Here is a 19,569-nt window from a genome sequence, read left to right as displayed (position 1 = left end):
TTAACTTCCCGAACTCATCGCCATGACCTGCGCGAAGAGGACTGTGGTCACCCTCACAACCCGGTGTTACTCTTCCCGGCATGACCTCGATGGACAGTCGGCCGGCGCCCGGCCCGGTCGACGTCGTGGCCCGACCCACGCTGGACGATGTGGCGCGGCTGGCCGAAGTCAGCCGCAAGACCGTCTCGCGCGTGATGTCCGGCGGCCAGAACGTCGCGCCGGACACCAGGGAACGGGTGTTGCGCGCCGCCAAGGCGCTGCGGTTCCGGCCCAACGCCGTCGCCCGCGACCTGCGGACCGGCGGCACGTCCCGCACGGTGGCCTTCGTCATCGGCGACCTCACCAACCCCTTCTACGCGGCCGTCGCCTCCGGCGTCGAGCGCGCGCTGGCCCGACAGGACCTCACGATGGTGCTCGCGGCCACCGAGGACCAGGTGGAGCGCGAGTCGCAGGCGGTCACGGCGATGCTCGAACGCCGCGTCCGCGCCCTGCTGTTGGTGCCCATCGCCGACGACCACTCCTATCTGGACGGCGAACGCGAGCTGGGCACGCCCATCGTCGCCGTGGACCGTCCCCTCTCCCACGCGGTCAGCGACCTGGTGGTGCTGGACAACCGGGGCGGCGCCGCGCTGGCGCTGCGCGCGCTGGTGGACGCCGGCCACCGGAGGATCGCGTTCGTCGGCTCCTCCTCGCGGCTGCGCCCGCACGCGGAGCGCCGCGCCGGGTACGAGGACGTGCTGCGCGCGGCCGGGCTGCCGGTGGACGAGGCGCTGATCCGGCAGGACGCGCCCGACGTGGACGCGGCCGAGGCGGCGACCGCCCAGCTGCTGGCGCTGCCCGATCCGCCCACGGCCGTCTTCACCGCCAACAACCGCGCCACGGCGGGCGCGGCCCGCGCGCTGCGCGACCATCCGTCGCGGGTGGTGCTCTTCGGCTTCGACGACTTCGAGTTGGCCCAGGCGACGGGCGTCAGCGTGGTCGCCTACGACCCGGCGCAGATGGGGGAGGCCGCCGCCGCGCTGGCCCTGGAGCGGCTGGGGCGGCCCTCGCGCACCACGGAGCAGATCACCCTGCCGACGCATCTGCGGGTGCGCGGCGACATCTCCCCGGCGTGATCTCCCCGGCGTGAACGGCGCACCGGCGCGGGGGAGTTGTGCGCCGGTCAGTAGAGGTCGTCCAACGGCGCGACGAGGGCGCGGAGTTCACTCCTGGCGCGGCGGGAGAGCGCCAGCATGACCGACTCCAGGAACTCCCTGGCCTCGAACGGGTCGCCGCAGCACGCCCAGACCAGGCAGCCGCCGTTGGCCGGTTCCTCCCACAGGCGGTGCCCCGGCTCGCGCACGAAGGTCCGCCAGCGCCGCAGCGCCTCGGCGGTGCCGCCGGCCCAGAGGTGGTTCCGCGTGCGCTCCACGCGCCGGACCTCGGCCAGCGTCGCGTGGGAGAGACCGTCGATGTGTCCTGGTCGTGGCGTCCGGCGCCCCAGCGGAAGCTGGGCCCTGACGCGTCCCGGCCGCCTACGCGGCATGGGCCCTTCGGTCGAGTGACAGGTGGCTCATGCGGCAATCCTGCCAGACCGAAGGGGAGCTGGGCAGGGAGTTCGGGCGAGGGGGAGACGGCTCCCGGCCGGATGCCGGGAGCCGCCGGGACTCATCCGTCGGCGCCCTCCGGGTCGCCGATCGCCACGTTGTCGAACGTGGCCAGCGCGCCGTCCGCGCCGTCCGGCCCTGCGGTGCGCAGGCCGTTGGCGCCGGTGGTGTGCTCAGCGTCGGTGGCGGTGAGCGACGGCTCGGCCTGGTCGCCGAGATGGACCGCGAGCCGGTCGCCGACGGCGGTGACCCGCAGCCGCACCGTCTCGCCCGGCGCCAACTCCACGGGCGCGGAGGTCAGTTCGACGGACTCCCCGCCCGTGACCCGGGCCAGCGTCAGCCGGTCGGTGGTCAGCGTGGCGTGGTAGCCGTCGAACCGCTCGGCCCCCGAGCCGAGTTGGGTGGCGCGGAAGGCGAGCCCCGCCTCGGCCTCGGCGGTGGCCAGGGTGATGTCGGCCGCGTAGTCGAGGTCGCCGAAGGCGGTGTCCTGGGTCGACAGCCCGCCGGGCGCGGCGCCCGTGTAGCCGCCGTCGGCCGCCGTCCAGCCGCCCTCGCCCCAGGCGCGCCAGCCGATGGCGTTGTCGTCATCGAAGTTGTCCCGCACCAGCATCTCGATGGGCTGGATGGTGCCGTCGGGGTTGAAGTACATCCGGTCATAGGCGAGCGCGCGGTGGTTGCCGTCGGTCTCGCTGAGCGGCCTGCGGTGGTAGAAGACGTACCAGATGTCGGTGCCCGGCACGTTGACCACGGAGTTGTGGCCCGAGCCCCGCGCCACGGCCTGGTCCTGTTCGAGGACCCGGTCGATCCGCTCGAACGGTCCGGTGGGGGAGTCGGACATGGCGTAGGAGACGGAGTAGTCGGGCCCGGTCCAGCCGCCCTCGGACCACATCAGGTAGTAGGTCCCGTCCCGTCGGAACATGAACGAGCCCTCGGTGTAGTTCTCCGGGGTGATCTCCCGGAAGGTGGACCCGTCCTCGAACTGCCCGAGGCTGGTCATGTCCTCGTTGAGCCTGACCACGTTGGCGTGGCCATGCCCGCCGTAGTAGAGGTACGCCTGCCCGTCGTCGTCCAGGAAGACGTCCTGGTCGATGGGTTGGGCGCCGTTGTGGAACGCGTCGATCAGGGGCGCGCCGACGGCGTCCCGGTAGGGGCCCTCGGGCCGGTCGGCCACGGCCACGCCGATGCCGCCGAGTTCGTCGTCGCTCTGGATGTCGTTGGCGCCGAAGTAGAGGTAGTAGCGCCCGTCCCGCTCGATCGGGGCCGGCGCCCACAGGGCGCGGCGGGCCCAGGAGATGTCGGCGATGTCCAGGACGCGCTCGTGCCTGGTCCAGTGCACCAGGTCGGTCGAGGAGAAGGCGTCCATGAACGTCTGCTCGTCATAGCCGCGCGAGGTGGTTGGGAAGACCCAGTAGCGGTCGTCGTAGACGACGATGTCCGGGTCGGCGTACCAGCCGTCGACGAACGGGTTGCCGGCCTCGGCGGTGGTGAGGTCAACGGCCGCCGGCGCGACGGCCGTTGTGTCAACCGGCGTCGGGTGGGCGGGGGCGGGGTTGGCGAGCGAGGTGGCGGGAAGGAGGAGCGGCGCGGCGAGGGACAGCGCGGCCGCGAGCGCCCGCAGTGCTGGCATGGGGGGACCACCCTCTCTGGTGGCTGGTGGTGGGGGACGGGCACCCGACATCGTTGTCAACCGTCGGGCCTCCCGATCGCCGAATCTCCTCACGGGGCGGCAGGTTGGGGTTCCTGACCAACGATGTCATGCGGGTTACCGGGAGTGTTGGGGCGGCCACGCCGTTCCGTCAAGACCTCGCGCGCGGTTCCGGTCCTCGCGTTCGGTTCCCGCGCGGCCCCCCGGGGGCCCGGCCGCCGTAGGCTCGTCGCGTCGACCGGCCCCGGAGAGCGGGGCCGGCGGAACGAGGGGAAGGACGCGAGCGTGACGACCGAGGAGCCCGAGGTGCTGACGTCCAGGGCGGGCCGGCTCGGCCTGCTCACCCTCAACCGGCCCCGCGCGCTCAACGCACTCAACCACCCGATGGTGCGCGTCCTGACCGCCACCCTCCGCGCCTGGGCGGCCGACCCCGACGTCGCCACGGTGGCCATCGCCGGCGCCGGAGAACGCGGCCTGTGCGCCGGCGGCGACATCCGCGCCATCCACGCCGACGCCACCTCGGGCACGGCCGACGCGGGCGCCGCCTCCGCCGCGTTCTGGCGCGACGAGTACCGGCTCAACGCCCTGATCGCCCGCTTCCCCAAGCCGTATGTGGCGCTGATGGACGGCATCGTGATGGGCGGCGGGGTCGGCCTCTCCGCCCACGGCACCCTGCGGGTGGTCACCGAACGCTCCCGCGTCGCCATGCCCGAGACCGGCATCGGCTTCGCGCCCGACGTCGGCGGCACCTGGCTGCTGGCCCGTGCGCCCGGCGAGCTGGGTACCCATCTGGCGCTCACCGGCGGCGAGATGACGGCCGGCGACGCCGTGCACTGCGGCTTCGCCGACCACTTCGCCGAGGCGCACGCGCTGCCCGCGCTGCTCGCCGACCTCGCCCACACGCCGGCCGCCGAGGCGGTCGCCGCCCACGCCGGCCCCGTCCCGCCCGGCGAACTCGCCGCCGCGCGGCCCTGGATCGACGCCTGCTACGCCGCCGACACCGTCGAGGAGATCCTCGCCCGGCTGGCCGCCCGCCCCGAACCCGCCGCCCAACGGGCCGCCGCCACCCTGGCGACCCGCTCGCCGACCTCGCTCAAGGTCACCCTGGCCGCCGTTCGCCGCGCCCGCCGGCTCGGCGGCCTGGAGGAGGCGCTGGAGGGGGAGTACCGGACCTCCCGGGCGCTGCTGGCCAGCCCGGACCTGGCGGAGGGCGTCCGCGCCCAGGTCGTCGACAAGGACCGGAACCCGCGCTGGCGGCCCGCCACCCTGGCCGAGGTCGGCGCGGCCGACGTCGCCCGCTACCTCGCCGGCCCCGAACACGGCGAGGGCCTGGGCCTCACCGATTCCCAATGACCGCCCGCCCTCGTTCCGCTGCCGCTTGCCCTGGAGTGCCCTCCAGCGCCGATGCTGGCACCCGCCGGGCCCCGAAGGGCCCGGAGACACGGGAACGACCGGGGAGATGAGGCGACATGGCCGCGATCAGGCTCGCGCTCGGCACGATGCACTTCGGCACCACCGTCCCCGAGGCGACGGCGTTCGACCTGCTGGACCGCTACCTGGACGCCGGCGGCTCCTGGCTCGACACCGCCGACTGCTACAGCTTCTGGGCCGACCCCACCGGCCACGGCGGGGCCAGCGAGACGGTCATCGGCCGCTGGCTCGCCCGCCGCCCGGGCGCCAGGGAACGCGTCCTGCTCTCCACCAAGGTCGGCGCCGAGCCCGGCGATGCCGGCGAGTGGCCCGCCAACCGGCGGGGCCTCGCGGCCCGGGCCGTCGCCGAGGCCGTGGCCGGCAGCCTGCGGCGGCTGGGCACCGACCGGATCGACCTGTACTGGGCGCACATGGAGGACCGGAGCGTCGAACTCGCCGAGACCGTGGGGGCGTTCGCCGACCTGGTGGCGGCCGGCACCGTCGCGCGGCTGGGCGCCTCCAACCACGCGCTGTGGCGCGTGGAGCGCGCCAGGAACGCCGCCGCGCGGCGCGGCTGGCCCGGCTACACCGCGCTCCAGCTGCGCCACTCCTACCTCAGGCCACGACCCGGGGCGCCCGTGCCCGACCAGGGGCACCGCTTCGGCTGGGTCACCGAGGAGACCCTGGACTATGTGGCCAGCGACCCGGAGTTGACCCTCTGGGCCTACACCACGCTGCTCGGCGGCCACTACACCCGGCCCGAGCGGACCCTCGCCGAGGCGTACCACCATCCGGGCAACGACCGCCGCTCGGCCGCGCTCGCCCGGGTCGCCGACGAGCTGGGCGTCAGCGCGAACCAGGTGGTCCTCGCGTGGCTCACCGGCGGCACCCCGCCGATCACCCCGATCGTCGGCGTCAGCCGGCCCGAGCAGCTGGACGAGGCGCTGGCCGGCGCGGCCCTGGGGCTGCCCGCCGAGCACCGCGCCCTGCTCGACGAGGCCGCGTGACCGACGCGCCGCGGGGCGGGGTGCGGGCGCCCGCCGTGCCGGGCGCGGCGGGCGGTCCCACGGAGACCCGGAAGGGAGGGGTGTATTGCCCTGTGAGGTCGTGTCCGTGAAGTCTCGTCGGATCAGACCGCGGCGTTGGACGCGGTGCGTCGCAAGGCGCCGGATCGCAGCTCATACCTGGCCGTGTTCGCGCGATGCGGCAACGCGGCGAGGTGCCGCGTATGGCGTCGCGGGCCCGGCGAGACTTCACGGACACGGCCTAAGCTCTCGGCATGGCGAGATACCTTGATGTCCACCCGGAGAACCCGCAGCGTCGCGTGATCACCCAGGCGGTCCAGATCCTGAGCGAGGACGGACTGATCGTCTACCCGACGGACTCCTGCTTCGCGCTCGGCTGCCGTCCCGGCAACAGCGAGGGCCTCGACCGCATCCGGGCCATCCGCCAGCTCGACAGCCGCCACCACTTCACCCTGGTCTGCCGCGACCTCACCCAGCTCGGCCAGTTCGTGCGGCTCGACAACGCGCCCTTCCGCGCCATCAGGGCGGCCACGCCCGGGAGTTACACGTTCATCCTGCCGGCCTCCAAGGAGGCCCCGCGCCGGGTGCTCCACCCCAAGCGCCGCACCGTCGGCGTGCGCGTCCCCGAACACCCCGTCGTCCAGGCGCTCCTGGCGGAGCTGGACGAACCGCTGCTCTCCTCCACGCTGCTGCTGCCCGACCAGGAGGAGCCGCTGACCCAGGGCTGGGAGATCAAGGAACGCCTCGACCACGTGGTGGACGCCGTCCTCGACTCCGGCGACTGCGGCACCGAGCCGACCACCGTCGTCGACTTCTCCGAGGGCACCGCCGAGATCGTGCGCCGGGGCGCCGGCGACCCCGCGCGCTTCGAGTAGGTCGGGCGCGGGCGCCCCACCGCCGGTTACCGCCGGACCAGCGCCAGCCGCCGGGTCAGCGGCGGAACGACCACGGCGGCGGCCACCAGATGCGCCACGGCCAGCACGAGCCGCGTCGAGGTCGCGGTGTCCGTGGTGAGGAACGGCGGCACCAGCGAGAGCGCCGTCAGGACGCCCGTCGTCGCCGCGAAGATCCGGGCCGGGCGGCGCCTGAAGCGCGCCAGCACCAGCGCCAGCAGCACGCCGAGCGTGGCGCAGGCCAGCACGGCCGTGGCGAAGCCGCCGACCGGTATCTCGGCGGGCTCCTGGCCGCCGGTTGCGGCCAGCATCGAGACGCCCAGGCCCCGCGCGGCCAGCGCGAAGCCCTCCGTCAGCGCCGCGCCGGCCACCACGGCCACCGCGCCGACCTGCCACACGGGGCGGCGGACGAGGCGGTCAACGGGGCCGGCCGGAACGGCCGCCCGCGAGGCGGCCGGGGCGGGGGAGGTCTTGGACGAGGAAACGACGCTCATGGGGGCTCCTTCGAAGTGGCCCGGCTCGCCCGGGCGTTGTGGTCCGTTGGTGGGTCTCACAGGGCAGACCACGGCGACCGGCCCGACTCATCGCCGCGCGGTCGTCGAGTTTTCGCGGGTTCTCCCGCCGGCGTGCCCGGGGTCTTTGCCGCGCCGGTCGGCGGGGCATGATCGCCTGGCAGGTCGTCGTTGGCCGTCGCACCGTTGGCCATGGAAGCCGGGGAGGCGTAACAGTCGTGTTGGCGCGCATAGGTGACGGATTGTCGGGGCGTCGTCCGCCGGGCGGGCGCGCCCGGCGGTGGGGCGCGGTGGTGACGGCGCTCGTCGGGACGCTGGCGCTGGCCGCGCTGCCGTCGTCGGCGGTGGGCTCGGCCGCCGGTGGCGGGGAGCCGGTCGTGGAGCCCCTGACCGAGGGCTTCGCGCCCGACGGCGTGCGCATCGAGGCCGAGGGCCCCACGGATGTGGTGCAGCGGGTGATCACCATCCCGCCGGGCGGCGAGACCGGCTGGCACTACCACCACGGTCCGCTGCTGGGCGTGGTCGAGTCCGGCACCCTGACCAGGACCCTGGACGGCTGCGCCGTCGAGGTCTCGGGACCCGGCGACGCCCTGGTCGAGCCGCACGGCGAGGGCCATGTGCACAACGGCCGCAACCTCGGCAGCGAGCCCGTCGTCCTCTACGCCACCTATGTCGTGCCGCAGGGCGCGCCGCTGTCCGTCCCCGCCGAGAACCCCGGCTGCCCCGAGTAGTCGACCAGCCGGCCGAACGCTGGTTCACTGCCGAGCACCACCGGCACCACCCACACGTCACCCGTGCGCCCGGGGCGAACCCCCGGGCGCGCGGCCTCGCGGGCCACCCTCGCCCGCCACCCAGGAGAAACGATGAACACCATGCCGTCCACGCCCTCCCCGACGTCCGCCACCCCGCCCCGCCCCACCCGTCCCGCCGCCCCGGGCGACGAGGTGGACGAACTCCTCGCCCTCGCCCGCCGGGTGGCGGACCGCGAGATCCGCCCGGCCGCCGCCGAGGAGGAGGCCGCCGGCGTCTTCCCCCGCGCGACGTTCGCGCTCCTGTCCCAACTGGGGCTGCTCGGCCTGCCCTACCCCGGCGAGCACGGCGGGGGCGACCAACCCTACGAGGTGTATCTGCGGGTGTTGGAGGAGCTGGCCGCCGCCCGGCTCACCGTCGGCCTCGGCGTCAGCGTGCACACCCTGGCCTGCCACGCGCTCGCCAGCTTCGGCGACGCGCGGCAACGCGAACGCTGGCTGCCCGGGATGCTCGGCGGCGAACTGCTCGGCGGCTACTGCCTCTCCGAGCCCACCGCCGGCTCCGACGCCGCGAGCCTGCGCACCCGCGCCACGCGGGACGGGGACGACTGGGTGATCAACGGCACCAAGGCGTGGATCACCCACGGCGGGATCGCCGACTTCTACACCGTCTTCGCCCGCACCGGCGAGGACGGGCCCGGCGGCATCAGCGCGTTCCTGGTGCCGGGCGACGCGCCGGGCCTGACCGCCGCCCCGCCCGAGCGGAAGATGGGCATGGCCGGATCGCCCACCGCCCAGCTGCACCTCGACGGCGTGCGGGTGCCCGACGAGCGCCGGCTCGGCGCGCCGGGGCGCGGCCTGCCCATCGCGCTGGCCGCGCTGGACGCCGGCCGGCTCGGCATCGCCGCCTGCGCCGTCGGCCTGGCCAGGGCCGCGCTGGAGGAGGCGCTCGCGTTCGTCGCCAGGAGGCGGCAGTTCGGCCGCCCGGTCGCCGACTTCCAGGGCACCCGCTTCCTGCTGGCCGAGCTGGCCACCGGGATCGAGGCCGGCCGCGCGCTGTGCCTGGCGGCCGCCCGACTGAAGGACGCGGGGCGTCCGTTCACCGCCGAGGCCGCCATGGCCAAGCTGTTCTGCACCGACACCGCGATGCGGGTCACCGTGGACGCCGTCCAGCTGATGGGCGGCTACGGATACAGCGCCGACCACCCGGCCGAGCGCTATCTGCGGGAGGCCAAGGTGCTCCAGATCGTGGAGGGCACCAACCAGATCCAACGCCTGGTCATCTCACGGGAGTTGCTGAGGAACGCCGCCCCGGCTGACGCCGGCTGAGCCAGGTCCGAGCGCCGGCTCAGGCGGCCTGCCGCAGGGCCGGCGCCGGCCCCGAGGCGTGGGAGAACGGCTGGAGCCGCCAGTCGAGCCCCTCCGGCAGCGTCGCCAGCGTGAGCGGCTCGCCGCCCGCCGGCCGCGTCCAGGTCAGCGCCCAGCCGGACCCGGCCGGCTCCCGGCCCGAGCCGGGACAGACCGTCAGCCCGAACGGCTGCCAGGGGGTGGCGACCAGGGCGTGCGACGGCAGCGGCGCGTCCGCCGCGTCCAGCGCGACCGAACGCGAGCACTCGGGGCAGACCGCGCGCGCCACCTCGGCGTCGGACAGGTCCCGCTCGTCGAGGGTCTCGTCGAGCGGGGCGGCGGCCGTTCCGGAGAGTCGTTCCTCGTCCGCTTCGGCGCGCCGGGGTCGTTCAACAGTGGGCATAAATCCCCCTTGGATGGCACATGCGGTGACCACTGCAAGAGCTGCCCGCGCCGATCGACGGATAATCACCCGCCGCACCCCGCCCCCGGGCCGGCCCTGTGGTCTTGGTCACAGCCCGGCGACGAACGGATGTGCCGTCGCCGCCCCCGCGCGCGAGCAACGTGCGGAAAGCGACGGCAGGACCGCCCACGGTGCGGGTAGGTTACGGAGTCGTGAGTGACTTGGAGGACCCCCTCGACCGGCGCATCGTGGAACTGCTCGTCAGGGACGGGCGGATGAGCTACACCGACCTCGGCAAGGCCACCGGCCTGTCCACCTCCGCCGTCCACCAGCGGGTCCGCCGACTCGAACAGCGCGGCGTCATCCGGGGATACGCGGCCATCGTCGACCCGGACGTCATAGGGCTGCCGTTGACCGCGTTCATCTCCGTCAAGCCGTTCGACCCCAGCGCCCCCGACGACACCGCCGAGCGGCTCGCCGAGGTCCCCGAGATCGAGGCCTGCCACAGCGTCGCCGGCGACGAGAGCTACATCCTCAAGGTCAGGGTCGCCACCCCGGCCGAGCTGGAGCACCTGCTGGCCAGAATCCGCTCCCTCGCCGGCGTCTCCACCCGCACCACCGTCGTCCTCTCCACCCCCTACGAGTCCCGCCCGCCCAGGATCTGAACGCGCCCCGCCCGCCCGGGAGCCGACCCCGCCGCGCCCCGCGCCCCCCGCCGGGCGGGAGACTGTGCGCCATGACCCGACGCACCACCCCCGTCACGGCACCTTCCACGCTGCTGCGGCGGGGCGAGATCCACAGCCCGGCCGACCCCTTCGCCACCGCCCTGCTGGTCACCGGTGACCGCGTCGCCTGGCTCGGCTCCGAGGCGGCGGCCGACGCCCTGGCCGACACCGCCGACCACACCGTCGACCTCGACGGCGCCCTGGTCACCCCGGCGTTCACCGACGCGCATGTGCACACCACCGCCACCGGCCTGGCGCTCACCGGCCTCGACCTGACCGCCGCGCCCAGCCTCGCCGCCGCGCTCGACGCGATCCGCGCCTTCGCCGCCGCCCGCCCCGCCGGCGAGGTCCTGCTCGGCCACGGCTGGGACTCCGCCCGCTGGCCCGAGCGCCGGCCTCCCACCGTCGCCGAACTCGACGAGGCCGCCGGCGGCCGCCCGCTCTACCTCTCCCGTGTCGACGTCCACTCGGCGCTGGCCACCACCGCGCTCCTCGCCCGCGTTCCCGGCGTCGCCGACCTCCCCGGCTGGTCCCCCGACCGGCCGCTCACCGGCGACGCCCACCACGCGGTCCGCGCCCACGCGTTCGGCGACCTCACCCCGGCCCGCCGCGCCGAGGCCCAGCGCGCCACCCGCGCCCACGCCGCCAGCCTCGGCATCGGCGCGCTCCACGAGTGCGGCGGCCCCGAGATCTCCAGCGAGGACGACCTGACCTCGCTCCTCGCCCTCGCCGCCGCCGAGCCGGGCCCCCGCGTCTTCGGCTACTGGGCCGAGCTGGTCACCGACCCCAAGGACGCCCAGCGCATCGCCGAGTTGGGCGCCGCCGGCGCCGCCGGCGACCTCTTCGCCGACGGCTCCCTCGGCTCCCACACCGCCCACCTCCGCGAGCCCTACGCCGACGCGCCCGGCACCGGCTTGGCCCACCTCACCGAGGACCAGATCGCCACCCATGTCGCCCTGTGCACCGAGGCCGGCCTCCAGGCCGGCTTCCACGCCATCGGCGACGCCGCCGTCACCGCCGTGACGCGCGGCGTCCGCGCCGCCGCCACCCGCGTCGGCGTCGCACGCGTCCGCGCCCTGCGCCACCGCGTCGAACACGCCGAGCTGCTCGACCAGGAACTGGTCGCCGAGCTGGCCGCCCTCGGCCTCGTCGCCTGCGTCCAGCCCGCGTTCGACGCCGCCTGGGGCGGGCCCGACGGCATGTACGCCGCCCGCCTCGGCGCCGAACGGGCCGCCGCGCTCAACCCGTTCGCCGCGCTGGCCCGCGCCGGGGTGCCGCTCGCGTTCGGCTCCGACGCCCCGGTCACCCCGCTCGACCCCTGGGGCGCCATCCGCGCCGCCGCCCACCACCACACCCCCGACCACCGGATCTCGGTGCGCGCCGCCTTCGCCGCCCACACCCGGGGCGGCTGGCGCGCCGTCGGCCGCGACGACGCCGGCGTCCTGGTGCCCGGCGCGCCCGCCGACTACGCCGTCTGGCAGACCGGCGAACTCCTCGTCCAGACCCCCGACGACCGCGTCGCCCGCTGGTCAACCGACCCCCGCTCCGGCACCCCTGGACTGCCCGACCTCGCCCCCGGCACCCCGCTGCCCCGCTGCCTGCGCACCGTGGTCGACGGGCAGGTCGTGTACGACCGGCTGAACGAGTGAGACCGGCGCCGGCCGATACCGCCGAACGACGGCTAGCGCCGCGTCCACCACCGCGCCCCCGCTCCGCACTGACCTGCCGCTTTGACCAGAATGCCCAGGTCAGACCAGTGTTGACACCGGGCGGGCGTCCGGGGGTAGGTTCGGCCGGGTCCACCACAGGACGTCCGACCGGCGCTCCTTCACGCAGCCGTCGAACGCTGCTGGGCCAGAGGGCGGGCGCCATCCCGGCGCTCCGCCACCGGGAGCCAGGTCCAGTGTCCGCGGCACGGGGGCGGGAGGTTTCGCCCGGTCGGCAGGTGCGACCCGGGCGGGGCCCGGACGCTCAGTAGACAACGGCCTTCGGTTGACCCGCAGCCAGCGGGTCCCGGGTCGGACCGAAGGGCGCCGGGCTCCGGTCCGCAGGCTGGTCGAGCGGCCCGTGTGACCGCGCACTCCCTCGTTCGGGGTACGGTCGTTCATCATCGCCCCGCTCCGAAGAGAGGCCACGACCGTGGTGCTATCGGGCCCAGAGACGACCACCAGGGACGAGTCCGACGACCGGCGCCCGCGCGCGACCGCGCCCGAAGGGCCGGCCGACCGCGTGCCCACTCCGCCGGAGCGCCGCCCCCGCTGGCCGCGCCGGCTGCTCGCCGCCCTGCGGCACGACTGGCCCGCCACCGTGCTGGCCGCGCTCGCCGGCCTGGCGCTGGTGCCGGCGTTCCCGCCCTACGACATCTGGCCGGCCTCGCTGCTGGCCGTCGCCGCGCTCTCGCTGCTGACCCGGGGCCGCAGCGCCCGCAGGGGCGGCTGGCTCGGCTTCGCGCTCGGCTTCCCGTTCTTCCTCGGGCTGCTCAGCTGGCTGCGCGTCATCGGCTGGGACGCCACCGTCGGACTCGCCGTCATCGAGGCGCTGTTCCTCGTCCCGATGGGCGCCGGCCTCGCCGCCACCGCCCGGATGCGCGCCTGGCCGCTGTGGGCGGCCTGCCTGTGGGTCGCGCAGGAGTGGGCCAGGGACCGCGTCCCGTTCGGCGGCTTCCCCTGGGGGCGGCTCGCGTTCGCCAACACCAGCACCCCGTTCACCCCGCTGGCCGCCCTCGGCGGCGCCCCGCTGGTCACGTTCGCCGTGGCGTTCACCGGCGCGCTGCTGGCCTGGGCCGGGCTGCGGCTGTGGCACCTGCACCGCGCCGGGCTGCTCGCCGGCCGCGCGGCGCTGCCGGCGCTCGGCGGCGCGGGCCTGGCGGTCGCCGTCGGCGCCTCCGGCTACGCGGTGCCGGTGCCGACCGGTGCCAACGACACCGTCTCGGTCGCCATCGTGCAGGGCAACGTCCAGCAGGCCGGCATGGACTTCCTCGGCCGCCCGATGATGATCCTCAACAACCACGTCGACGCCACCCTCCAGTTGGCCGACGACGTGGCCGCCGGCCGCGTCGAGCGCCCCGACCTGGTGCTGTGGCCGGAGAACGCCTCCGACCTCGACCCGTACCGCCGCCCCGAGGCGTACGCCGCGATCGACCGCGCGGCCCGGACCGTCGGCGTGCCGATCCTGGTGGGCGCCCTGGTCGACCACCCCACCGAGGAGGGCTACGTCGAGAACCAGGGCATCGTCTGGGACCCCGAGACCGGCCCCGGCGACTCCTACACCAAGCAACACCCCGTCCCCTTCGGCGAGTACGTGCCGTTCCGCGACCAGCTGAGCGTGCTGATCTCCCGCCTGGAACGGGTGCCGCGCGACTTCTGGCCGGGCGAGCGCTCCGGCGTGCTGGACGTCGGCCCGGCCCGGCTGGGCGACGTGATCTGCTTCGAGGTGGCCTACGACGGCATCGTCAGGGACACGGTCAACGAGGGCGCCCGCGCGCTGGTCGTGCAGACCAACAACGCCACCTACGGCAACACCGGCCAGCCCGAGCAGCAGCTGGCCATGTCCCAGCTGCGCGCCGTCGAGCACGGCCGGGCCGTCGTCACCGTGGCGACCAGCGGGATCAGCGCGGTGGTCAGGCCCGACGGGTCGATAGAGCAGCGCACCGAGGAGTTCACCCAGGACGTGCTGAGCACCGAACTGCCGCTGCGCGACGGGCGGACCGTGGCCGACCGCGTCGGCGCCGCGCCCGAGTGGGCGCTGGCCTTCGGCGGCCTGCTGGCCTGGGCCTGGACGGGCCTGGGCCCCCGGCTGGCCCGGCGCGGGGCGGCCGCGCAGGCCGGCCCGGAGTCCGGCGGCGAGGACGGGGCGGGAGAGCGGAAGGAGTGAACGGGTGAGGGACGGCGCGCGGGACTTCCCGCCGCTGGGCCGGGTCCTAGTGATCATCCCGACCTACAACGAGGCGGACAACCTGCCGCCGCTGGTGAAGCGGCTGCGGACGGTCATGCCCGACTGCGACGTGCTGGTCGCCGACGACGACAGCCCCGACGGAACGGGCCAGCTCGCCGACGAGCTGGCCGCCGCCGACCCGGGCGTCCACGTGCTGCACCGGGCGGGCAAGGAGGGCCTGGGCGCCGCCTATCTGGCCGGCTTCCGCTGGGGCCTGGAACGCGGCTACGGGGTCCTCGTCGAGATGGACGGCGACGGCTCCCACCAGCCGGAGGAGCTGCACCGGCTGCTGACCGCCCTGGCGACGGCCGACGTGGTGCTCGGCTCCCGCTGGGTGCCCGGCGGCCGGATCGTCAACTGGCCGCGCTACCGCCAGCTGCTCTCCCGGGGCGGCAGCGCCTACTCCCGGCGGGTGCTCGGGCTGCCGATCAGGGACGTCACCGGCGGCTACCGCGCCTTCCGGGCCCGGGTGCTGGACGGGGCGCTGCTGCGCGACGTCGCCTCGCAGGGGTACTGCTTCCAGGTGGACCTCGCCCACCGGGCGATCCGGGCCGGCCACCGGGTGGTCGAGGTGCCGATCACCTTCGTGGAACGCGCCCACGGCAACAGCAAGATGAGCCGGGACATCGTGATCGAGGCGCTGTGGCGGGTGACGGCCTGGGGTGTCGCCGCCCGACTCGGTAGATTCCCCGGACGCCAGGCACACTTGCACCATGACATCCGGGAGTCCTGACCCGTACCGGGGCCGGCGCACGGGCGCGACCCGCGCGGTCCGGCGACGCCGTGGCCCTCTGGCGCTGCTGCCGCTGGCGGTGGCCGCGTGGGCCCTGCTGGAGATCTGGCTGCTGATCATGCTGGGCCACGCCGCCGGCGGGCTCACCGTCTTCCTGGTGCTGGCCGCTGGGGTGGTCGCCGGCGCGCTGGTGATCCGGCACGCCGGCCGCCGCGCCTGGCAGCGGCTGGCCGCCCAGGCCAGGGGCACGGCCGAGCCGGGCGCCCAGCCCACCGGCGGCGGGGTGCTCACCATGCTGGGCGGCCTGCTGCTGATGGTGCCCGGGCTGCTGTCCGACGTCGTCGGGCTGGCCTGCCTCTTCCCGCCCACCGCCCGGCTGATGCGCCGCGCGGCGGGACGGGCCCTGGAGCGCTACACGTGGCCGGCGGGGCCCGCGTTCCGGGCGGCCGGCGAGGCGCACCGGCGGATGCGGCGCCCGGGCGACGACGAACGGATCGTCCGGGGCGAGGTCATCCGCGACGAGGACGAGCCGGGCGCCGAACGGCCCGACGAGCGTGGCGAGGGTGAGGGCCCCCAAGGCCCCCGCCGCCCCTGAGCCGCGCTCCCCGAACCGCCTTCACGGCAGCACGAAGGCCCGGATCACCTCTCGGCGATCCGGGCCTTCCGCGTCCCTGGACGGGGGCCCGGCGAGGGCGCCCGTCACGCGGTCTTGCGGCTGTCCCTGGGGTGGACCGCGATGTTCATCGCGCCCGAACGCAGCACCGCCAGCCGTTCGGCCAGCACTTCTTCCAACTCCTCGCGGGTACGCCGCTCCATCAGCATGTCCCAGTGCGTCCGCGCGGGCTTACCCTTCTTCTCCTCGGGCCCCTCGCCGTCCACCAGCAGGGCCTGGGAGCCGCAGACCTTGCACTCCCACTCCGGAGGGATCTCGGCCTCCACCGAGAACGGCATCTCGAACCGATGCCCGTTCTGGCATTGGTACTCCACCGCCTGACGCGGCGCGAGGTCGATACCACGGTCCGTCTCGTAGCTGGTCACCACGAGCCGCGTGCCGCGCAGAGCTCGCTCACTCATGAATCGTGCCTCCCGGGCTGGTCGCCCACAGGACAGGTGTCGCTGTCATCATCAATCAGGTCAACGTCCGGTCGGCGGTGAAGATTCCCGTTGTAGGTCATACGTCGCCCGTCGTACCGCCCCTTCTTGTACCCACCGCCGCCCGGTTTGTCACATCTGAGAGGGGATGTCACCCGGCGTCCACAGAGGATGGCTCGTGGTCACGGTCCATCCGGCGGGACCAAGGGCGTAGAATACCCCGCCTTCCTCGGTCTTCGAAATCCATTCCGGACCCGGCCCCGGGCCGCGTGTCGGCGCCTTCCTCGGCCGTGTCCTCTGCCGTGCCCTCGGCCGTGTCCTCCTGGGGTGCCAGCACCCGCAGGAAGAACTGCGCCAGCGGCCCGATCGCCAGGGCGTAGACCACCGTTCCCACCCCGGCCGTTCCGCCCAGCAGCACGCCGGCCAGCAGCACCGACGCCTCGATCCCGGTCCGCACCAGCCGGATCGAACGCCCGGTGACCCGGGCCAGCCCCGTCATCAGCCCGTCCCTGGGGCCGGGCCCGAAGCGCGCCGAAATGTACAGGCCGGTGGCCAGCCCGTTGAGCGCCACCGCGCCCAGCATCAGCGGCGCCTGGGCGGCCACCGGTTCCACCTCCGGCACCAGGGCCATCGTCGCGTCGATCGCGAGGCCCACCAGCAGCACGTTGGAGAGCGTGCCAAGACCCGGGCGCTCCCGCATCGGCCACCAGAGCAACAGCACCAGCGCGCCTGTGATGTTGACCACCAGGCCGATCGACAGCCCGGTGTGCTCGCTCACCCCCTGGTGGAACACGTCCCACGGGTCGAGTCCGAGACCGGCCCGCACCAGCAGGCCGGCGCTCGCGCCGTAGAGCAGCAGGCCGACATAGAGCCTGACCAGGCGGTGTGACATCCGGCGCATGAGCGGGAGTCCCCCTTGGATCGCGATGGTGCTTGAATTGGACTGGTACGGGGGTACCCTCCGGCCTGATCCCGGGCCATTGACACGTCCAATTCGGGGAAGGTGGACCGATTTTCATGGCCGAGTGGACCTCGACGGTCGGAACGGGCCAACTGGCGCGGCTGCTCAACTCCCAGGACGGCTACGGGCGCGCGCCGGGCGCGCGGAAGGTCCCCGCCTACCGCGCGCTCGCCGACGGCGTGCGCCTGCTGGTGCTGGAGGGGCGCGTCCCGGTCGGCGCGCGGCTCCCGGCCGAACGCGAACTGGCCGGCGCCCTCGCCGTCAGCAGGACGACGGTCGCCGCCGCCTTCGACGCGCTGCGCGGCGAGGGCTTCCTGGAGTCCCGGCGCGGCGCCGGCAGTTGGACGTCCGTCCCCGCCGGCCGGCCGCTGCCCGCGCGCGGACTCGAACCGCTGCCGCCGGAGGCCGTCGGCTCCATGATCGACCTCGGCTGTGCCGCGCTGCCCGCGCCCGAACCCTGGCTGACCCGCGCCTGCCAGGCCGCGCTCGCCGAACTCCCGCCCGCCGCCGCCACCCACGGCGACTTCCCGGCCGGCCTGCCCGCGCTGCGCCGCGCCCTCGCCGACCGCTACACGGCGCGCGGGGTGCCCACCATGCCCGAGCAGATCATGGTCACCACCGGAGCCATGGGCGCGATGGCCGCGCTGTGCCGGATGTTCGCCGCCGGCGAGCGGGTCGCCGTCGAACACCCCTCCTACGCCAACGTCCTCCAGCTGATGCGGGACACCGGCGCACGGCTCGTCCCCGTCGCCATGACCGAGGGCGCCGACGGCGCCCCGCGCTGGGACCTGCCCGCCTGGCGGCGGACGTTCGCCGAGGCCGCGCCCCGCATGGCGTATGTCGTCGCCGACTTCCACAACCCGACCGGCGCCCTCGCCGACGAGGAACACCGCCGCGCGCTGGTCGCCGCCGCCCGGTCCGCCGGCGTCACCCTCGTCGTCGACGAGACCATGGTCGACCTCGCGCTCGACGAGGAGGTGGAACGCGGGATGCCGCGCCCGATGAGCGCGTTCGACCACGGGGGAGCGGGCGTGATCACCGTCGGCTCCGCCAGCAAGTCCATCTGGGCCGGGATGCGGATCGGCTGGGTCCGCGCGGCGCCCGAGGTGATCCGGGGCCTGATCTCCCGGCGCGCCTACGCCGACCTGGGCAGCCCCGTCCTCGAACAGCTCGCCGTCACCTGGCTGTTGACCTCGGGCGGCTGGCGGGAGGCCGTGGCGCAGCGACGGGAGGAGATCCGCGCCAGCCGGACCGACCTGGTGCGGGCGCTGCGGGAACGGCTGCCCGACTGGGAGTTCACCGTGCCGCCCGGCGGCCTGACGCTGTGGGTGCGGACCGGCGGGCTCTCCGGCTCCCGGATCGCCGAGGCCGGCGAACGGTGCGGGGTCCGCCTCCCCTCCGGGCCGCGCTTCGGCGTGGACGGCGCCTTCGAGGGCTATGTCCGGCTGCCGTTCACCGTGCGCGGCCCGGTCGCCGACGAGGCGGCCGCCCGGCTGGCCAGGGCCGCCGAGACGGTCGCCCACCACGGGGCCCCACAGCAGGACCTGCCGGCCGGCTACACGAGTTGACCCCTCGGGGGCTTCGGGGACCTCGGGGGCTCAGGAGGCGTCGGGGCCCTGGAGGATCTGGAGGTAGTTGCCGTCCGGGTCGACGACCGTCGAGAAGTACCAGCCGCCGCCCACCTCCTCCACCGGCCGAATCCAGGTCACGCCGAGGGAGTTGAGGTGCGCCTCGGCCGCGCGGATGTCGTGCACGGTGATGTTGATCAACTGCCGCCCGGGCTCGGCGGCCCGCTCGGAGACGTCGTCCCGCTGGTCGAAGCCGATGATGGCGCCGGGCCCGACCAGCAGCATGTGCCGCTCCCAGCGCGCCCCCAGCGGCTCCAACGCCGCCCGGTACCACTCGATGAGCCGCACCGGATCGGTGCCGCCGATCACCACTCCGAGCCCGGAGACGTTCGCGTTCTCCGCTGTCGTTGCCATGCTCCTCGCCTCTCCCTGGTGGTCCGTTCGCTTGTTCCGCTCCTCGGCCGGGCCCTGTGCCGGACTCCTCCGAGGCTGGAAGGGAGGACCGGCCCGGCGCCCGAAACTCATCGCGGGGCCCTGGCCGGGCCGGCGCTGCCCTGGCCGGGCCGGCTTGCCGGAGGCCGCCGCGCCTCGGTCGCGCCGGGGGCGCGGGCCGGGGCAGTTCGCCCCGGGCGGGCGACGGTTCCCGCGCCGGGAACCCGTCGGGGAACGGCGCGGCCCGGGCGGAACGCGGGCCATGCGCCTCCGGTCGACCACAAACGGCCGGCGCGGTCTCCGGGCGTCAGCCGGGCGGGTTGGCACCGTCCGTGGGAACCGGCCTTCCGATGCGGTCTCCGGCCGGCATCGGGCAACGCGCTTCCGGCGCGGGGCGGTCCGTTCGGGATCGGCCGACATGGACGCCGCGCCCCGGCGCGCGGGGAACTGGTGTTCCGGCGTCGGCTGGGCGCCTGCCCGATGCCGGCCGGAGGCCGGCCGCGCCCCGGCGCGAGCCTGGGCACTCGCTCCTGGCAGGCCGCCGGCCGCAGGCCA

The 19,569-nt window shown here is 75.0% G+C and carries 19 protein-coding genes; 12 read left to right on the top strand and 7 right to left on the bottom strand.

The window, feature by feature from the left end; translation table 11 throughout:
* Positions 1-80 precede the first annotated feature (80 nt).
* On the top strand, positions 81-1,115 hold the full coding sequence (locus EBN88_RS13420) for a LacI family DNA-binding transcriptional regulator (RefSeq protein WP_122184090.1): 1,035 nt from the start codon (positions 81-83) through the stop codon (positions 1,113-1,115).
* Positions 1,116-1,162: 47 nt separating this feature from the next.
* On the opposite strand, the gene EBN88_RS13415 is transcribed toward EBN88_RS13420, so the two are convergent.
* Both EBN88_RS13415 and EBN88_RS13410 read right to left on the bottom strand, forming a co-directional pair.
* Positions 1,163-1,525: a hypothetical protein gene (locus EBN88_RS13415; RefSeq protein WP_233580645.1), complete on the bottom strand. Its 363-nt coding sequence runs from the start codon at positions 1,523-1,525 to the stop codon at positions 1,163-1,165.
* Between the two features lie 122 nt (positions 1,526-1,647).
* Entirely contained in the window at positions 1,648-3,213 is a 1,566-nt protein-coding gene (locus EBN88_RS13410) for a glycoside hydrolase family 43 protein (protein ID WP_122184089.1), read from the bottom strand.
* Positions 3,214-3,516: 303 nt separating this feature from the next.
* On the opposite strand from EBN88_RS13410, the gene EBN88_RS13405 reads away from it, so the two are divergent.
* From EBN88_RS13405 to EBN88_RS13395, 3 genes are all read left to right on the top strand, one after another.
* The gene (locus EBN88_RS13405) at positions 3,517-4,584 is read left to right on the top strand and encodes an enoyl-CoA hydratase/isomerase family protein (RefSeq protein WP_233580644.1); all 1,068 of its coding nucleotides are present in this window, start codon (positions 3,517-3,519) and stop codon (positions 4,582-4,584) included.
* Between the two features lie 116 nt (positions 4,585-4,700).
* Positions 4,701-5,648: an aldo/keto reductase gene (locus EBN88_RS13400; protein WP_122184087.1), complete on the top strand. Its 948-nt coding sequence runs from the start codon at positions 4,701-4,703 to the stop codon at positions 5,646-5,648.
* 272 nt (positions 5,649-5,920) lie between these two features.
* Positions 5,921-6,541, top strand: a complete 621-nt coding sequence (locus tag EBN88_RS13395; RefSeq protein ID WP_122184086.1) for an L-threonylcarbamoyladenylate synthase — start codon at positions 5,921-5,923, stop codon at positions 6,539-6,541.
* Positions 6,542-6,567: 26 nt separating this feature from the next.
* Here EBN88_RS13395 and EBN88_RS13390 read toward each other — a convergent pair whose 3' ends face one another.
* Positions 6,568-7,053: a DUF6069 family protein gene (locus tag EBN88_RS13390; RefSeq protein ID WP_122184085.1), complete on the bottom strand. Its 486-nt coding sequence runs from the start codon at positions 7,051-7,053 to the stop codon at positions 6,568-6,570.
* Positions 7,054-7,364: 311 nt separating this feature from the next.
* Between EBN88_RS13390 and EBN88_RS13385 the strand changes: the two genes are divergently transcribed.
* Positions 7,365-7,802: a cupin domain-containing protein gene (locus tag EBN88_RS13385; protein WP_233580643.1), complete on the top strand. Its 438-nt coding sequence runs from the start codon at positions 7,365-7,367 to the stop codon at positions 7,800-7,802.
* 132 nt (positions 7,803-7,934) lie between these two features.
* Positions 7,935-9,149 (top strand): acyl-CoA dehydrogenase family protein, encoded by a 1,215-nt coding sequence (locus tag EBN88_RS13380; protein ID WP_407703408.1) that lies wholly within the window; start codon positions 7,935-7,937, stop codon positions 9,147-9,149.
* 19 nt (positions 9,150-9,168) lie between these two features.
* Here EBN88_RS13380 and EBN88_RS13375 read toward each other — a convergent pair whose 3' ends face one another.
* The gene (locus EBN88_RS13375) at positions 9,169-9,570 is read right to left on the bottom strand and encodes a hypothetical protein (RefSeq protein WP_233580642.1); all 402 of its coding nucleotides are present in this window, start codon (positions 9,568-9,570) and stop codon (positions 9,169-9,171) included.
* A gap of 221 nt (positions 9,571-9,791) precedes the next feature.
* On the opposite strand from EBN88_RS13375, the gene EBN88_RS13370 reads away from it, so the two are divergent.
* The 5 genes from EBN88_RS13370 (at position 9,792) to fxsA (ending at position 15,556) form a co-directional block, all read left to right on the top strand.
* The gene (locus tag EBN88_RS13370) at positions 9,792-10,235 is read left to right on the top strand and encodes an Lrp/AsnC family transcriptional regulator (protein WP_122184083.1); all 444 of its coding nucleotides are present in this window, start codon (positions 9,792-9,794) and stop codon (positions 10,233-10,235) included.
* Between the two features lie 71 nt (positions 10,236-10,306).
* Positions 10,307-11,944 (top strand): amidohydrolase, encoded by a 1,638-nt coding sequence (locus EBN88_RS13365; RefSeq protein WP_122184082.1) that lies wholly within the window; start codon positions 10,307-10,309, stop codon positions 11,942-11,944.
* A gap of 493 nt (positions 11,945-12,437) precedes the next feature.
* Entirely contained in the window at positions 12,438-14,168 is a 1,731-nt protein-coding gene (gene lnt, locus EBN88_RS13360; RefSeq protein WP_407703407.1) for an apolipoprotein N-acyltransferase, read from the top strand.
* A gap of 4 nt (positions 14,169-14,172) precedes the next feature.
* Positions 14,173-14,961 carry a polyprenol monophosphomannose synthase gene (locus tag EBN88_RS13355; RefSeq protein WP_122184080.1) on the top strand — a complete coding sequence of 263 codons (789 nt, stop codon included), beginning with the start codon at positions 14,173-14,175 and terminating at the stop codon, positions 14,959-14,961.
* Complete coding sequence (fxsA, locus tag EBN88_RS13350; protein WP_122184079.1) at positions 14,942-15,556, top strand: FxsA family membrane protein; 615 nt, start codon at positions 14,942-14,944, stop codon at positions 15,554-15,556. Before EBN88_RS13355 ends, fxsA begins: the two co-directional genes overlap by 20 nt.
* Before the next feature lie 104 nt (positions 15,557-15,660).
* Here fxsA and EBN88_RS13345 read toward each other — a convergent pair whose 3' ends face one another.
* On the bottom strand, positions 15,661-16,035 hold the full coding sequence (locus EBN88_RS13345; RefSeq protein WP_122184078.1) for an RNA polymerase-binding protein RbpA: 375 nt from the start codon (positions 16,033-16,035) through the stop codon (positions 15,661-15,663).
* A gap of 169 nt (positions 16,036-16,204) precedes the next feature.
* Positions 16,205-16,954, bottom strand: coding sequence for a membrane protein YczE (gene yczE / locus EBN88_RS13340; RefSeq protein ID WP_233580641.1), 750 nt, complete (start codon positions 16,952-16,954; stop codon positions 16,205-16,207).
* 116 nt (positions 16,955-17,070) lie between these two features.
* On the opposite strand from yczE, the gene yczR reads away from it, so the two are divergent.
* Positions 17,071-18,582, top strand: a complete 1,512-nt coding sequence (yczR, locus tag EBN88_RS13335; protein ID WP_122184077.1) for a MocR-like transcription factor YczR — start codon at positions 17,071-17,073, stop codon at positions 18,580-18,582.
* A 30-nt stretch (positions 18,583-18,612) separates the two neighbouring features.
* Here the strand turns inward: yczR and EBN88_RS13330 are convergent, their stop codons facing one another.
* Positions 18,613-18,996, bottom strand: a complete 384-nt coding sequence (locus EBN88_RS13330; protein ID WP_122184076.1) for a VOC family protein — start codon at positions 18,994-18,996, stop codon at positions 18,613-18,615.
* Between the last annotated feature and the right edge of the window lie 573 nt (positions 18,997-19,569).

The sequence above is a fragment of the Streptomyces triticirhizae genome (assembly GCF_003696235.1).
Taxonomy (GTDB): Bacteria; Actinomycetota; Actinomycetes; order Streptomycetales; family Streptomycetaceae; genus Streptomyces; species Streptomyces triticirhizae.
The sequence above is the reverse complement of the archived record's forward strand: the minus strand, read 5'-3'. Positions and strand labels throughout refer to the sequence as shown.

Bases quoted from the DNA above. Each gene is read 5' to 3' on its own strand.
- EBN88_RS13420 (WP_122184090.1), top strand. From the start codon at position 81: ATGACCTCGATGGACAGTCGGCCGGCGCCCGGCCCGGTCGACGTCGTG.
- EBN88_RS13415 (WP_233580645.1), bottom strand. From the start codon at position 1,525: ATGCCGCGTAGGCGGCCGGGACGCGTCAGGGCCCAGCTTCCGCTGGGG.
- EBN88_RS13410 (WP_122184089.1), bottom strand. From the start codon at position 3,213: ATGCCAGCACTGCGGGCGCTCGCGGCCGCGCTGTCCCTCGCCGCGCCG.
- EBN88_RS13400 (WP_122184087.1), top strand. From the start codon at position 4,701: ATGGCCGCGATCAGGCTCGCGCTCGGCACGATGCACTTCGGCACCACC.
- EBN88_RS13395 (WP_122184086.1), top strand. From the start codon at position 5,921: ATGGCGAGATACCTTGATGTCCACCCGGAGAACCCGCAGCGTCGCGTG.
- EBN88_RS13390 (WP_122184085.1), bottom strand. From the start codon at position 7,053: ATGAGCGTCGTTTCCTCGTCCAAGACCTCCCCCGCCCCGGCCGCCTCG.
- EBN88_RS13380 (WP_407703408.1), top strand. From the start codon at position 7,935: ATGAACACCATGCCGTCCACGCCCTCCCCGACGTCCGCCACCCCGCCC.
- EBN88_RS13375 (WP_233580642.1), bottom strand. From the start codon at position 9,570: ATGCCCACTGTTGAACGACCCCGGCGCGCCGAAGCGGACGAGGAACGA.
- EBN88_RS13365 (WP_122184082.1), top strand. From the start codon at position 10,307: ATGACCCGACGCACCACCCCCGTCACGGCACCTTCCACGCTGCTGCGG.
- fxsA (WP_122184079.1), top strand. From the start codon at position 14,942: ATGACATCCGGGAGTCCTGACCCGTACCGGGGCCGGCGCACGGGCGCG.
- EBN88_RS13345 (WP_122184078.1), bottom strand. From the start codon at position 16,035: ATGAGTGAGCGAGCTCTGCGCGGCACGCGGCTCGTGGTGACCAGCTAC.
- yczE (WP_233580641.1), bottom strand. From the start codon at position 16,954: ATGCGCCGGATGTCACACCGCCTGGTCAGGCTCTATGTCGGCCTGCTG.
- yczR (WP_122184077.1), top strand. From the start codon at position 17,071: ATGGCCGAGTGGACCTCGACGGTCGGAACGGGCCAACTGGCGCGGCTG.
- EBN88_RS13330 (WP_122184076.1), bottom strand. From the start codon at position 18,996: ATGGCAACGACAGCGGAGAACGCGAACGTCTCCGGGCTCGGAGTGGTG.